Genomic DNA, 15,156 nt, shown 5'->3' with positions numbered 1-15,156 from the left:
GGGCGCTGCGCGTTATGCGCAGATTTCGTAGCAGGGAATGTAAGCCGAGCCGGGCAGTTTCATACGATGCTGCGCGACAAAGCCCTGGAGCAGGTCGTCCATGCGACGCATCATCTCGCGGTCGCCGTGGATTTTATAAGGCCCGAACTCCTCAATCGCACGGATGCCGACCTCCTTGACGTTACCCGCAACGATGCCGGAGAAGGCGCGCCGCAGATCCGCCGCCAGAATTTCAACCGGTTGATCGGGGTAAAGTTGCAGATTCGCCATATTCTCATGCGACGGTTCGAACGGAATTTGCAGGTCCGGCGCGATGCGAATCGACCAGTTGAAGCTGTAAGCGTCGCCAGTGTCGCGGCGATTCTCTTTCACCAACGGCATCGCTTTTTTCATCAGCCGCGCCACTTCCGTGGCGTCATCAATGATGACGCGGTAGTAACGGCGGGCGTCTTCTCCCAGCGTATGCACGATAAATTCGTCCAGCACGCGGAAGTAATCCGCACTCTCTTTCGGCCCGGTGAGGATCAGCGGCAGTACCTGATCTTTATTCGCCGGGTTCATCAGAATCCCCAGCAGATAGAGAAGTTCTTCCGCCGTACCGACGCCGCCCGGGAAGATGATGATGCCGTGGGCGATACGCACGAAGGCTTCGAGGCGTTTTTCGATATCCGGCATGATGATCAATTCATTGACCAGCGGGTTAGGCGGTTCTGCCGCGATGATGGAAGGTTCCGTCATACCGATAAAGCGGCTGTCTTTGTAACGCTGCTGCGCGTGGCCTACCGCTGCGCCTTTCATTGGCGCTTCCATTGCCCCTGGCCCGCAGCCGGTGCAAATGTTCAGTTCACGCAGACCCAGCTGGGTGCCGACGCGGCGGGCATAGAGATATTCGTTTTCGTTAATGGAGTGACCGCCCCAGCAGACGACCATGTTTGGCGCTTCGCCGACATGCAGCGCCCGGGCGTTGCGCAGGATCGAGAACACCAGGTTGGTAATATGCACCGAGCTTTCGAGATCCAGATGCTGGAAACGGCCTGCATTGTGAATCTGACCGTTGACGAACAGGATGTCGCGCAACACGGCGAACAGGTTAGCCTGCAAGGCGCGGATGATGCGTCCGTCCACAAAGGCGTCTTCAGGCGGGTTAATCAGTTCGAGCTTCACGCCGCGTTCACGACGCAGCACGTTGATGTCGAAACTTTCAAAACGAGACAGCAATTCCTTGCTGTTATCAGTCAGACTGCCGGAGTTCAGTACGGCAAGCGAACAGTTACGAAACAGTTGATACAAGTCGCTGCTGGCCGTGCGTTTAAGCATATCGACTTCCAGCTGCGACAACATGTCCATTGAGCCAAGCGGGCTAATATGTGTAATCAAGTAAACTCCTTATGGGACGCAAGACGTCATTCCCTGTTGATTACAATAGCGCTGGCTTATGACCTTTCACAACCTTGCGCGCGGAATCCGGCGCGCAAAATTGAGAAAAAAAGATTACTGACGCACCAGTCTGCCCGTTGCAGGCACAAAATCGGTGTTGCTGCGCCACGGGTTGATATCCAGACCGCCACGACGCGTATAGCGCGCGTACACGCTCAGTTTTTCCGGCTGGCAGAAACGCAGAAGGTCGTTAAAAATGCGCTCTACGCACTGCTCGTGGAACTCGTTGTGATGACGGAACGAGACCAGATAACGCAGCAGCTTCTCGCGGTCAATTTTGCGCCCGCGATAACAAATTTGTATGGAGCCCCAGTCCGGCTGGTGGGTGATCAGGCAGTTTGACTTCAGCAAATGGCTGACCAGCGTCTCTTCCACGACTTTTTCGCCGCTGGCGGCATTCTCCAGGTAGTCGGTGCTGAACTGATAGTTATCGATGGTGATATCCTGGTCATCAATGCAGGTGCCGTGAAAATGGGCGACAGGCTGCCCTTCCAGCTCATCAAGACGGTACAGCGCGACGCTGACTTCGCCTTGCGCACAGGCGCGCAGGTCGTTTTCCAGCGTCTGACGCACGGCGTCCCAGGAGTCAAAACGGGTCTGGTTAAAGCTGTTCAGGTACAGCTTAAAACTTTTCGACTCAATCAAATTGACGCTGGTGTAGTCCAGTTCCACATGACCAACGGCGACCTGCGGCACGCCTTTCGCGTTCAGCCATGACAGTTCATACAGCGTCCAGATATCGGCGCCGTGAAAAGGCAGGTTGTCCGCTTTTAAATCCAGCGGATCGCGATTCAGGCTGCGCGGGACGCCTTGTAACAGGCTGGCGTCATAATTATCCCGGTAATCCGTTGATTTTCCGAGAGTCAGGCCATCAAGCGCCTGATGGTTTTCATAAGAAGACATGTTTCACCGTCATAAACCAGATACACTATGCGTCAAGTGTATCCTGGCTTTTATGAAGAGAGAAATCGGTGGACGAACTGACATCGCAAGCCCTGACGGCATTTACGACGCGTTATTGCGACGCATGGCATGAGAAACACAACAGCTGGCCGCTCAGCGAAGAGCTGTATGGCGTGCCTTCCCCGTGCATTATCTCTTCGACCAGCGATGCCGTTTACTGGCAGCCGCAGCCGTTTGAAGGCGAGGCGAATGTAAACGCGGTTGAACGCGCATTTGATATTGTGATACAACCTGCGGTCCATGCTTTTTACACCACGCAATTTGCCGGGGATATGTACGCGCAGTTCGCGGATGAAAAGCTGACGCTGCTGCAAACATGGAGCGCAGATGACTTCAGACGCGTTCAGGAAAACCTGATCGGCCATCTGGTCACGCAGAAGCGTCTCAAGTTACCGCCTACGCTTTTTATCGCCACGCTGGAAAATGAACTTGAGGTCATTTCGGTGTGTAATCTCTCTGGTGAAGTTTGCAAAGAGACCCTGGGAACGCGCAATCGTACCGTTCTGGCCGCCTCTCTTGCGGAATTCCTGACTCAGCTTAAGCCGCTTCTGTAATCCACTTTGCCAGACACTGTGTGAGAGATCTCTTACATACCCTGTGAGAGATCGCCAGATAATAAGCGAATACTTATCTCATGGTGTTAACTATAATTCCTTTAATATTAATGAGTTGAGTTAACAATCCTGCCTTTCATATGAAAATATCCTTAAGGCATTGTCTGTAAGTGTCTTGTAAGACAAGGCGAAACAGGCGATTCTATACCTGTCGACAAGGAGTCGCACAACGAAGCGAACGTCAGGATGATGGCGCTTCAGCAGGACACGCCAGGATGGTGTTACAAGGACAGGCTTCAGGATGAAGCAAAGTGGAAAACGCCGGATGCGTTAAGGGACACCTCCAGGACGGAGAACGAGAGCCGGGCAGGATGTTCGGTGGGTCAGGATGGCCAGGATACTTCAGGATGAAGTCGATTCACATCGGGGTGATGTGAGCAGGATGCAAATTGTTCAGGATGAGCAGGTCGCAAGACCACAGGAAAAGTTGTCACGGATGAGCAGGGAGCGCCAAAAGTAGCCGGAATGCTGCGAAACGAACCGGGAGCACTGTTTTTACAGTGCTCCCTTTTTTTTATTTCGTCTTCACTGATGCTATTCTTCGCGCCAGTTTTTCATCACTGAGGTTAATTTCATGACGACTCATGACCGTGTGCGCCAGCAACTCCACGCGCTGGAAGCCCTGCTGCGTGAACATCATCACTGGCGGATGGACGAGCCGCAGGCCCACCTGTTTACCAGCACGCAACCTTTTTGTATGGATACGATGGAACCGCTTGAATGGCTGCAATGGGTGCTGATCCCCCGTATGCACGCGTTGCTCGATAACGCGCAGCCGCTTCCGCAAGCCTTTGCTGTCGCGCCGTATTATGAAATGGCGCTGACGGCCGATCATCCTCAACGCGAGGTGATCCTGACGACATTGCAGGATCTGGACGCGCTGTTTACGAGCGATAACGTCTGATGCTGGAAATCCTCTATCAGGATGAATGGCTGGTGGCGGTGAATAAACCGTCTGGCTGGCTGGTTCACCGCAGCTGGCTGGATCGCGACGAAAAAGTCGTGGTGATGCAAACCGTACGCGATCAGATTGGTCAGCACGTCTTTACCGCCCACCGGCTCGACAGGCCGACTTCCGGTGTCCTGCTGATGGGGCTTTCCAGCGAAGCGGGGCGCCTGCTGGCGCAGCAGTTTGAGCAGCATCAGATTCAGAAACGCTACCATGCGATTGTGCGCGGCTGGTTAATGGATGAGGCCGTTCTGGATTATCCGCTGGTGGAAGAACTGGATAAGATTGCCGATAAATTTGCCCGCGAAGATAAAGGCCCGCAGCCTGCCGTGACCCATTACCGGGGGCTGGCGACGGTCGAAATGCCGGTGGCGACCGGGCGTTATCCGACAACCCGCTACGGCCTGGTGGAACTGGAGCCGAAAACGGGCCGTAAACACCAGCTCAGACGTCATCTCGCGCATTTACGCCATCCGATTATCGGCGACAGCAAACACGGCGATTTACGTCAGAATCGCAGCGCCGCAGAGCATTTTGGTTGCCAGCGCTTAATGTTGCACGCCAGTCAACTGACGCTTACCCACCCCTTTACCGGTGAACCGCTGATCCTGCGCGCCGGTCTGGACGACGTCTGGATGCAGGGGTTATCACAGTTTGGCTGGCGCGGACTTCTCCCTGAGAATGAAAGGGTTGAGTTTAATGCGTTGTCCCGGCAGGATGAAAATAATCAGGCTTAAATCAGGGAGAAAACGTTAATGGCGGAAATTGGTATTTTTGTCGGCACCATGTATGGAAACTCGCTGTTGGTTGCCGAAGAGGCCGAGGCGATCCTTACCGCGCAGGGGCATAAAGCAACCGTCTTTGAAGATCCGCAACTGAGCGACTGGCAGCCGTATCTGGATAAAGTTGTGCTGGTTGTGACATCGACGACGGGGCAGGGCGATCTCCCGGACAGCATTGTGCCGCTGTTCCAGGGAATAAAGGACAATCTCGGTTTTCAGCCAAATCTGCGTTACGGCGTGATTGCGCTGGGCGACAGCAGCTACGTTAATTTTTGCAATGGCGGCAAACAGTTCGATGCGCTGTTACAGGAGCAAAGCGCGCAGCGTGTTGGGGAGATGCTGTTGATTGACGCCAGCGAACACCCGGAGCCGGAGAGCGAATCCAACCCCTGGGTCGAAAACTGGGGAACATTGCTCTCCTGAGCAAAACCCAGCCGGATGGCGACGTCCGGTCTACATGCGCAGTCTGTTGGCCTGATAAGCGTAGCGCCATCAGGCATTTGCCCTAAAACCCTTTCATACGAAAGGGTTTTCAGAGGCATTTTCATAGGGTCAAGCGACCCGTTTCACACTCCTCTTCTTTTGCTTCTCGCACCCTGTCTGTTTACCTCTTCGTTTTTCATTTCCGTGAAGTGGCTTCCATTGCCCTGGGCTTTTGCCACAAACATACGTGATACGCTGCCGAAATACTGTGTTGTTGCACGGTGAGAGTGCGAGGTGTGCTTTTTATACTTCTCGTGCCAGTTATTAAAAATGCAGTACACAAGGCAAACGACCTCATAAAAAGCTGCAAAAAAACACGAAACGTCATCTCTGATTCCCTACCGGTTGTGCAGTTCAGAGTGAGCGTAGATAACGCGAAAATTCAGGAGTGCAACAATGAGTTCATTAAGTCACGCGGTGAGCGGCGCGGAAAAACGCACCAATGCCCGCTACTGGATAGTGGTGATGCTGTTTATCGTCACATCCTTCAACTATGGCGACCGCGCCACATTGTCCATTGCCGGATCGGAAATGGCCAAAGATATTGGTCTCGACCCGGTAGGCATGGGGTACGTGTTCTCCGCTTTCTCATGGGCCTACGTGATCGGGCAAATCCCCGGCGGTTGGCTGCTCGACCGTTTTGGTTCTAAACGTGTCTACTTCTGGTCCATCTTTATCTGGTCCATGTTTACCCTGTTACAGGGCTTTGTGGATATCTTCAGCGGTTTTGGCATCATCGTGGCGCTGTTTACCCTGCGATTCCTGGTCGGGTTAGCCGAAGCGCCATCTTTCCCCGGCAACAGCCGAATCGTCGCGGCCTGGTTCCCGGCGCAGGAGAGGGGAACGGCGGTGGCGATTTTCAACTCCGCGCAATACTTTGCCACCGTTATCTTTGCGCCAATCATGGGCTGGCTGACCCATGAAGTGGGTTGGTCGCATGTATTCTTCTTTATGGGCGGTCTGGGGATCGTGATCAGCTTTATCTGGCTGAAAGTGATCCATGAACCAAACCAGCATCCCGGCGTTAACAAAAAAGAGCTGGAGTACATTGCTGAAGGCGGCGCGCTGATCAATATGGATCAGAAAGATACGAAGGTGAAAGTCCCGTTTAGCGTGAAATGGGGCCAAATCAAACAGCTGCTGGGTTCCCGCATGATGATCGGCGTCTATATCGGCCAGTACTGCATTAATGCGTTGACCTATTTCTTTATCACCTGGTTCCCGGTTTATCTGGTGCAGGCGCGTGGCATGTCGATTCTGAAAGCGGGGTTCGTCGCTTCCGTCCCGGCTATTTGCGGCTTCGTGGGCGGCGTGCTGGGCGGCATTATTTCCGACTGGCTGATGCGTCGTACCGGCTCGCTGAACATCGCCCGTAAGACGCCGATCGTGATGGGGATGCTGCTGTCGATGGTGATGGTGTTCTGTAATTACGTCAACGTCGAATGGATGATTATCGGCTTCATGGCGCTGGCCTTCTTCGGTAAAGGCATTGGCGCGCTGGGCTGGGCAGTCATGGCGGACACCGCGCCGAAAGAAATCAGCGGCTTGAGCGGCGGCTTATTCAACATGTTTGGCAATATTTCCGGCATCGTAACGCCAATTGCGATTGGCTACATCGTCGGCACGACCGGCTCGTTCAATGGCGCGCTGATTTACGTTGGCGTCCATGCGCTGGTGGCGGTACTGAGTTACCTCGTGCTGGTCGGGGATATTAAACGCATCGAACTGAAACCTGTAGCAGGACAATAAATATGACAACGCAATCAAGTCCCGTCATTACCGATATGAAAGTCATTCCGGTGGCCGGACATGACAGTATGTTACTCAACATCGGTGGGGCGCATAACGCGTATTTCACGCGCAATATCGTCGTCCTCACCGATAACGCCGGTAACACCGGCGTGGGTGAAGCGCCCGGCGGCGAGGTGATTTACCAGACGCTGGTGGATGCGATTCCAATGGTTTTAGGCCAGGAAGTGGCCCGCCTGAATAAAGTGGTGCAACAGGTGCATAAAGGTAATCAGGCTGCCGACTTTGATACCTTTGGTAAAGGCGCCTGGACTTTCGAACTGCGGGTGAATGCGGTAGCGGCGCTGGAAGCGGCGCTGCTGGATCTGCTGGGCAAAGCGCTGAATGTACCGGTGTGCGAACTGTTAGGGCCGGGCAAACAGCGTGATGCGGTGACTGTGCTGGGCTACCTTTTCTACGTGGGCGATCGCACCAAAACGGATTTACCTTATCTCGAAAAAACGCCGGGCAATCATGACTGGTATCACCTGCGCCATCAGGAAGCGCTCACCAGCGACGCGGTTGTGCATCTGGCGCAGGCGGCGCAGGATCGCTACGGCTTTAAAGATTTCAAACTGAAGGGCGGCGTGTTGCCCGGCGAGCAGGAGATCGACACGGCCCGCGCGCTGAAAAAACGCTTCCCGGATGCGCGAATCACGGTTGACCCAAACGGCGCCTGGCTGCTGGATGAAGCTATCGCGTTGTGTAAAGGGCTGAACGATGTGCTCACGTATGCTGAAGATCCGTGTGGCGCAGAACAAGGATTCTCCGGGCGTGAAGTGATGGCGGAGTTCCGTCGTGCGACGGGGCTGCCGGTCGCGACCAACATGATTGCCACCAACTGGCGTGAAATGGGCCATGCGGTGATGTTAAACGCGGTGGATATTCCGCTCGCCGACCCGCACTTCTGGACGCTCTCCGGCGCGGTGCGCGTGGCGCAATTATGCGATGACTGGGGGCTGACCTGGGGCTGCCATTCGAACAACCATTTCGATATTTCCCTGGCGATGTTCACTCACGTTGGCGCTGCCGCGCCGGGTAAACCGACGGCGATTGACACCCACTGGATCTGGCAGGAGGGCGATTGTCGCCTGACGAAGCAACCGCTGGAAATTAAAGACGGAAAAATTGCAGTGCCGGATGCGCCGGGTCTTGGCGTGGAGCTGGACTGGGAGCAGGTGCAAAAAGCGCATGACGCTTACAAGAAACTGCCCGGCGGCGCGCGCAATGACGCAGGCCCGATGCAATACCTGATCCCCGGCTGGACTTTTGATCGTAAACGCCCCGTTTTCGGCCGTCGCTAATTCATATAAGGACTGAATGATGAGTACACAATTTACGACCCCTGTTGTTACCGCGATGCAGGTCATCCCGGTTGCTGGGCATGACAGTATGCTGATGAACCTGAGCGGGGCGCATGCGCCGTTCTTCACCCGTAATATCGTCATTATTAAAGACAATTCTGGTCACACCGGCGTGGGGGAAATCCCCGGCGGCGAGAAAATCCGCCAGACGCTGGAAGAGGCGATCCCGCTGGTGGTGGGTAAAACGCTAGGTGAGTACAAAAACGTGCTGAATGCCGTGCGTCATCAGTTCGCCGATCGTGATGCGGGTGGGCGCGGCTTACAAACCTTCGACTTACGTACCACCATTCATGTGGTCACCGGCATTGAAGCGGCGCTGCTTGATCTGTTAGGCCAGCATCTGGGGGTCAACGTGGCATCCCTGCTGGGTGAGGGGCAACAGCGTAGCGAAGTGGAAATGCTTGGCTATCTGTTCTTTGTCGGCAACCGTAAAGCGACGCCGCTGCCGTACCAGAGCCAGCCGGATGAGAAATGCGACTGGTATCGTCTGCGTCACGAAGAGGCGATGACTCCTGATGCGGTCGTCCGCCTGGCGGAAGCGGCATACGAGAAGTATGGCTTTAACGACTTTAAACTGAAGGGCGGCGTTCTGGCGGGAGATGAAGAGGCGGAATCCATTGTAGCGCTGGCGAAACGCTTTCCGAATGCCCGCGTGACGCTGGACCCGAACGGCGCCTGGTCGCTGAATGAAGCAATCCAAATCGGTAAGTACCTGAAAGGCTCGCTGGCCTATGCGGAAGATCCGTGCGGGGCGGAGCAGGGTTTCTCTGGCCGCGAAGTGATGGCGGAGTTCCGTCGCGCGACCGGTCTGCCGACGGCCACCAATATGATCGCCACTGACTGGCGTCAAATGGGACATACGCTCTCCTTGCAGTCTGTGGACATTCCGCTGGCTGACCCGCATTTCTGGACGATGCAGGGATCTGTGCGCGTCGCGCAGATGTGCCATGAGTTCGGCCTGACCTGGGGTTCGCATTCCAATAACCACTTTGATATTTCCCTGGCGATGTTCACGCATGTGGCCGCCGCCGCGCCAGGCAAGATCACCGCGATCGACACCCACTGGATCTGGCAGGAAGGTAATCAGCGTCTGACCAAAGAGCCGTTTGAAATCAAAGGCGGTATGGTGCAGGTGCCTGATAAACCAGGTCTTGGCGTTGAGATTGACATGGATCAGGTGATGAAGGCGCACGAGTTGTATCAGCAACACGGCCTGGGCGCGCGTGATGATGCGATGGGAATGCAGTATCTGATCCCGAACTGGACATTCGACAATAAGCGCCCGTGCATGGTGCGCTGACTGTATTGAACCGGTTTCGTCATGGGGTCGGTTCTTCTCCTGGTGTATGCTTAGTACAGTCAACATGCGTAAGGATGCTTTATGAAAATAGTGATCGCACCGGACTCTTATAAGGAAAGTTTGAGCGCTCTTGAGGTAGCGACCGCCATTGAGGAGGGGTTTCGTGAAATCTGGCCTGATGCGGATTACGTAAAACTCCCGGTTGCTGATGGTGGTGAGGGAACGGTTGAAGCGATGGTCGAGGCCACGGCAGGCCGGATTGTTGATGTTGACGTGACGGGCCCGCTCGGTGACAGCGTGCGGGCATTTTATGGGCTTTCTGGCGACGAGCGTTCGGCCTTTATCGAAATGGCCGCCGCCAGTGGGCTGGAGTTGGTTCCACCGCAATTACGCGATCCGCTAAAAACCACCTCGTGGGGAACCGGCGAGTTAATTCGCCACGCTCTCGATGCCGGGGTGGAACATATTATTATTGGCCTTGGCGGTAGCGCGACGAATGACGGCGGCGCCGGTATGGTGCAGGCGCTGGGGGCGAAATTGCTGGATGCGCAGCACCAGGAGATTACGCAAGGCGGCGCGGCGCTGGAAGCGCTCTCCAAGATTGATATCAGCGGTATTGATAAACGTCTTGCCGCGTGTCGTATCGAAGTCGCCTGCGATGTCACGAATCCGCTGACCGGGAAAGAGGGGGCATCTGCGGTATTTGGTCCGCAAAAAGGCGCCACGCCGGAGATGATTCAACGCTTAGACGACGCGCTGACGCACTATGCCCGGCTGATTTCCCGCGATCTGGATATTAACGTATTCGAACTGGCGGGCGGCGGCGCGGCGGGCGGTCTGGGAGCCGCATTATATGCGTTTTGCGGCGCGGAGTTACGGCGCGGCATTGAGATCGTGACCGATGCCTTGCATCTGGAGGAGTGCGTTGCTGATGCGGATCTGGTTGTTACCGGAGAAGGGCGCATCGACAGCCAAACGATACACGGCAAAGTGCCTGTCGGCGTGGCAAAGGTCGCGAAACGACATAATAAGCCCGTGATTGGTATTGCAGGTAGCCTGACGGCGGATGTGGGTGTTGTACACCAACATGGGCTGGATGCTGTTTTCAGCGTGATTTATACCATCTGTACGCTGGATGAGGCGCTGGAGAATGCCGCAGAAAATGTGCGTATGGCTGCGCGCAATATCGCCGCCACCCTTAACGTGGGGCAACATTTACGTTAACTGCCTGATGGCGCTGCGCTTATCAGGCCTACGGTCACGCACCTGTAGGCCGGTCACGCTGCGCTTATCAGGCCTACGGTCACGCACCTGTAGGCCGGATAAGACGCGCTAGCGTCGCCATCCGGCATCCTCTCATCCTAATATTTTCTTTGCTTCGCGCGCGACGTTGTCCATCTCATCAAGCAGCTCCAGAAACTCGGGTTCAAGCTCCTCTTCTTTGGTGCCGCTGCGTAACTGCTGCTCAATTAACTGGCACAGGTTTTTCATGCGCGGCACCCCGCTGTAGCCGCAGCTGCCGTGCAGCGTGTGGATGAGATCCACCAGCCCTTCGGGCGCCTCTCCCACCAGCTGTTCTTCAATTTTGTTACGCACTTCCGGCAGGAAGTCGATGAGCATTTGCAGCAGATCCCGCGCCAGATCGGATTTTCCAGCCGCCTGGCGCAGCGCCAGTTGCCAGTCGAGCGTTGCGTTCGGGTTGACGATAAACTCAGCCGATTCAGCGGCGGGTAATCGGGTTGCTACCACGGCCCCCGGCTTATAGCGTAACAGCAGACTGTGCAGCTTTTCTTCTTCTATCGGCTTGGCCAGATAGTCATTCATCCCCGCGCTCAGCAGCTTCTCTTTCTGACCCGCCATCGCATGTGCCGTCACGGCGATCACCGGCGTTTGCTGCTGATGCGGAAGCTGATGAATCAGCTCACAGGCGCGGATACCGTCCATATCCGGCATCTGAATGTCCATCAGGATCAAATCAAACTGCATCTGTTTGGCCCGCTCCACCGCCTGATGCCCGCTGTCGCAAAGCTCCACATGCTGGACTTTATCCTCCAGCAGCGCGCCGATCAGCTTCAGGTTGGCCGGGTTATCGTCGACCGCCATTACCGTCATGGCGATTTTATTCTCATCCGTCAGCAGCGGTTCAACATGCTGATTTAAATGGCAGTATTCCGTCAGCGCTGGCAGTAAACGCGTTGAGGTGAGCGGTTTTAACAGACAGGCCGCCGCGCCGCCTTGCTTGAGTTTTTCGGCGTTAATCTGGGCATGGCAAGGCAGCGCCAGCAGCAGGAAGTCCGTCATGGCGGCGGCTTTTGCCAGCCGTTCTTGCTGCATGGTGAGCGGTTCGTTAAAGGTCACCGGAACGCTGATGAGCAGGATATCGTAGTGATCCAGCGGCAACGCTGAGAACGTCGGGCTGTAGATCACCTCCAGCGGCGTGTCGCTCAGCATATCCAGCGTGCATTGCGCGGCGGTGGCGTTCGGTTCGACGTAGGCCAGCCGTTTTCCGACCAGACAGCGCGTTGGCGGCGCGTCGCTTATCACATTCGGGTTGAGATCGAGATTAATGTGGAACCAGAAAGTGGAACCGCGATTGGGCTGACTGTGGAATGAGATATCGCCGCCCATCTCATTGACCAGTTTTTGCGTAATCACCAGCCCCAGACCGGTTCCGCCATGACGGCGTGAAATGCTGGCGTCCGCCTGGCGGAAAGCCTGGAACAGACGCGACTGGTCGCGCTCGGGAATGCCGATGCCGGTATCGCGGATCTGGATTTCAATCTGTACTTTGGTATTACTGAGTGCGCGCTTTTCAACCAGAATGTCGATATTGCCGCTTTCGGTAAATTTAATGGCATTACCGACCAGATTGGTAATGACCTGCTGTAGGCGCAGCGGGTCGCCGATGACGTTATCCGGTACGTCATTTTTGATGTTTAACGTGAGCTCCAGCCCTTTGTCATGGGATGAATGCGCCAGCAGCGTCACCACTTCATCCAGCGTGCTGCGTAGCGGGAAGGGAATGCTTTCCAGAATCAGCTTGCCCGCTTCCAGCTTGGAAAAATCGAGCACGTCATTGATGATCGCCAGCAGGTTGTTGGCCGAACGTTCGATAGTATTGAGGTGATCGCGCTGGGTTGTATTAAGTTCGGTTTTTAGCGTCAGACGGGTAAAGCCAATCACGCCGTTAAGCGGCGTGCGCAGTTCGTGCGACATGTTGGCCAAAAACTCAGACTTAATACGCGCCGCTTCCTGAGCGCGCTTCTTCGCCAGATCCAGCTCAACGTTCTGGATCTCCATCTGTTCCAGCGTTTCGCGCAGATCCGAAGTGGCCTGATCGATATTATGCTGCATCTCTTCATGGTAAGCGGCAAGCGACATCGCCATTGAGTTGATGCCGTTTTTCAGCATATCCAGCTCGCCCAGCATAAAGCCCTCGACGCGGCTGTCGAGCTGCCCACGACGAATGCGGTCAACGGTATTGACCATATTACGAATGGGACCGGTGACGTCGCGCATCAGACGCCAGCCAAAAATTAAGGCAATGCCGATACAGAACAGCATCATCACGCTGGAGATGAAAATCTCTTTGTACTGTTGCAGGCGGACGGACTTGAGATCCAGTTCAAGCGCCACATATCCCAACATATTTCTCGGCGTTTTGGCGTCTGTTACGGGGGATTCGTCCGGCGAATACCTTTCGGAGATAATCGGCGTTCGCAGGATCATAATGTCCCCGTGGCGGGTCACGCTCAGCCTGCGGGGAAACGGCTCCCCGGTGGCGAGCTGCATTTCTGACGGATCGAGATGGAAATTGGATGTGACAAACAGCCGGTTATTCTCGTCATAAACGGAAATGGCGCGCACGATGTCGGAGTGGCGGCGATGGAGAACGCTGATGAGCTGCCCGATTGATTCGCGGTTTTGCAGGTTCATGCCATATTCGCTGGAGACCGCAAGAGGTTCGATAATGCTGGCGCCAGCATCTTCCAGTTGACGCTGCAAGTCGTTATAGCGATGCACAACGAAAAAGATACTGAGCAGTAAACCAATGAGGACGGTCGGGGCCAGGATCAGAATCATCATGCGTGCGCGCAGGCTGTAGTTGGTCATGGAGTTCCGTTATGGGACAATTAGGGTCACACTGTTAAATTGAGAAATATCTCGTCGATGGCGCAATTCTACTCTGCAAAACGACGCGTGACGACGCGTCAGATCATAACCGTTACGGTCAATGACCTCGATCCTTTCGGTCAGGGCGTGGCTCGCCATAATGGAAAGGCGCTGTTTATACCGGGATTACTGCCCCAGGAAAAGGGCGACGTCGTCATTACCGAAGATAAAAAACAGTTTGCCCGCGCGCAAGTTAAGCGTCGCCTGAATGATAGCCCGGAACGGGAAACGCCGCGCTGCCCGCACTTTGGCGTCTGTGGCGGCTGCCAGCAGCAGCATGCCAGCGTCGCGCTGCAACAACGCAGCAAAAGCGCCGCGCTGTCGCGCTTAATGAAATGCGATGTCGCCGAGGTGATCGCTGATACGCCGTGGGGCTATCGGCGCCGTGCGCGTTTAAGCCTGAATTATCTGCCTAAAACTCAGCAATTGCAGATGGGATTTCGCAAGGCAGGCTCCAGCGATATCGTGGATGTCAGGCAGTGCCCCATTCTGGTGCCCCAGCTTGAGGCGCTGCTGCCCCGCGTCAGGGCGTGTCTGGAAAGTTTGCAAGGAAACCGCCACTTTGGCCATGTCGAGCTGGTACAGGCGGGGAATGGCACCCTGATGGTGCTGCGTCATACGGCGCCCTTGAACGCGACGGACAGAGAAAAACTGGAACGCTTTTCGCATTCTGAGGGACTGTCTCTGTTTCTGGCCCCTCAAAGCGACATACTTGAACCGCTTACCGGGGAGGCGCCCTGGTATGATTCAAACGGGCTACGCTTAACCTTCAGCCCGCGCGACTTTATTCAGGTCAACGAAGGGGTGAACCAGAAAATGGTCGCCCGGGCGCTGGAATGGCTGGATATTCAACCTGGCGACCGGGTTCTGGATCTGTTCTGCGGCATGGGGAATTTTACTCTGCCGCTGGCGACGCGCACCGCCAGCGTTGTGGGCGTTGAAGGCGTTCCGGCGCTGGTGGAAAAAGGCCGGGAAAACGCGCGGCGTAACGGATTACAGAATGTGACATTCTTTCACGAAAATCTCGAAGAAGATGTCACGAAGCAGCAATGGGCGAAAAATGGTTTTGACAAAATTTTGCTCGATCCCGCTCGTGCCGGGGCGGCAGGCGTGATGAAACACATTATAAAGTTAAAACCAATTCGTATTGTTTATGTATCCTGTAATCCTGCTACGCTGGCACGGGATAGCGACGCCTTGTTGAATGCCGGATACCAAATTCAGCGGCTGGCGATGCTCGACATGTTCCCACACACTGGGCATCTGGAATCAATGGTGTTGTTTGAGCGTTTGTAATGAGTCA

At 55.2% G+C, this 15,156-nt stretch carries 12 protein-coding genes; 9 read left to right on the top strand and 3 right to left on the bottom strand.

Translation table 11 applies throughout. The features are described 5' to 3' along the window. Positions 1-12: 12 nt before the first annotated feature. Together ppnN and queF are read right to left on the bottom strand one after the other, a co-directional pair. A complete protein-coding gene (gene ppnN / locus OGX75_RS11640) occupies positions 13-1,377 on the bottom strand; it encodes a nucleotide 5'-monophosphate nucleosidase PpnN (RefSeq protein WP_024130903.1) in 1,365 nt (454 codons plus the stop codon). 114 nt (positions 1,378-1,491) lie between these two features. After that, on the bottom strand, positions 1,492-2,340 hold the full coding sequence (gene queF, locus OGX75_RS11635; protein WP_058668030.1) for an NADPH-dependent 7-cyano-7-deazaguanine reductase QueF: 849 nt from the start codon (positions 2,338-2,340) through the stop codon (positions 1,492-1,494). 68 nt (positions 2,341-2,408) lie between these two features. Between queF and syd the strand changes: the two genes are divergently transcribed. The 8 genes from syd to OGX75_RS11595 all read left to right on the top strand — a co-directional run bounded on the left by syd (position 2,409) and on the right by OGX75_RS11595 (position 10,904). Continuing rightward, on the top strand, positions 2,409-2,954 hold the full coding sequence (gene syd, locus OGX75_RS11630; RefSeq protein WP_047461575.1) for a SecY-interacting protein: 546 nt from the start codon (positions 2,409-2,411) through the stop codon (positions 2,952-2,954). A 634-nt stretch (positions 2,955-3,588) separates the two neighbouring features. Next, entirely contained in the window at positions 3,589-3,918 is a 330-nt protein-coding gene (locus tag OGX75_RS11625) for a YqcC family protein (protein WP_071257913.1), read from the top strand. Next, positions 3,918-4,700 carry a tRNA pseudouridine(65) synthase TruC gene (truC, locus tag OGX75_RS11620; protein ID WP_286451149.1) on the top strand — a complete coding sequence of 261 codons (783 nt, stop codon included), beginning with the start codon at positions 3,918-3,920 and terminating at the stop codon, positions 4,698-4,700. Before OGX75_RS11625 ends, truC begins: the two co-directional genes overlap by 1 nt. A gap of 18 nt (positions 4,701-4,718) precedes the next feature. Next, positions 4,719-5,168, top strand: coding sequence for a flavodoxin (locus tag OGX75_RS11615; RefSeq protein WP_012134900.1), 450 nt, complete (start codon positions 4,719-4,721; stop codon positions 5,166-5,168). 456 nt (positions 5,169-5,624) lie between these two features. Continuing rightward, a complete protein-coding gene (gene gudP, locus OGX75_RS11610) occupies positions 5,625-6,977 on the top strand; it encodes a galactarate/glucarate/glycerate transporter GudP (RefSeq protein WP_012134898.1) in 1,353 nt (450 codons plus the stop codon). Positions 6,978-6,979: 2 nt separating this feature from the next. Continuing rightward, positions 6,980-8,320 carry an enolase C-terminal domain-like protein gene (locus OGX75_RS11605; protein ID WP_012134897.1) on the top strand — a complete coding sequence of 447 codons (1,341 nt, stop codon included), beginning with the start codon at positions 6,980-6,982 and terminating at the stop codon, positions 8,318-8,320. 19 nt (positions 8,321-8,339) lie between these two features. Further along, the gene (gene gudD / locus OGX75_RS11600) at positions 8,340-9,680 is read left to right on the top strand and encodes a glucarate dehydratase (protein WP_024130902.1); all 1,341 of its coding nucleotides are present in this window, start codon (positions 8,340-8,342) and stop codon (positions 9,678-9,680) included. An 81-nt stretch (positions 9,681-9,761) separates the two neighbouring features. Beyond that, positions 9,762-10,904, top strand: a complete 1,143-nt coding sequence (locus tag OGX75_RS11595) for a glycerate kinase (RefSeq protein ID WP_047461590.1) — start codon at positions 9,762-9,764, stop codon at positions 10,902-10,904. A 132-nt stretch (positions 10,905-11,036) separates the two neighbouring features. Here OGX75_RS11595 and barA read toward each other — a convergent pair whose 3' ends face one another. Beyond that, positions 11,037-13,793, bottom strand: coding sequence for a two-component sensor histidine kinase BarA (gene barA, locus OGX75_RS11590; RefSeq protein WP_012134894.1), 2,757 nt, complete (start codon positions 13,791-13,793; stop codon positions 11,037-11,039). Positions 13,794-13,850: 57 nt separating this feature from the next. Here barA and rlmD point away from each other — a divergent pair, with 57 nt between their 5' ends. Next, positions 13,851-15,149 carry a 23S rRNA (uracil(1939)-C(5))-methyltransferase RlmD gene (rlmD, locus tag OGX75_RS11585; RefSeq protein ID WP_286451150.1) on the top strand — a complete coding sequence of 433 codons (1,299 nt, stop codon included), beginning with the start codon at positions 13,851-13,853 and terminating at the stop codon, positions 15,147-15,149. The last annotated feature ends 7 nt before the right edge of the window (positions 15,150-15,156 follow it).

This window comes from Citrobacter sp. CK199 (assembly GCF_030333285.1).
Classification (GTDB): Bacteria; Pseudomonadota; Gammaproteobacteria; order Enterobacterales; family Enterobacteriaceae; genus Citrobacter_B; species Citrobacter_B koseri.
The sequence above is the reverse complement of the archived record's forward strand: the minus strand, read 5'-3'. Positions and strand labels throughout refer to the sequence as shown.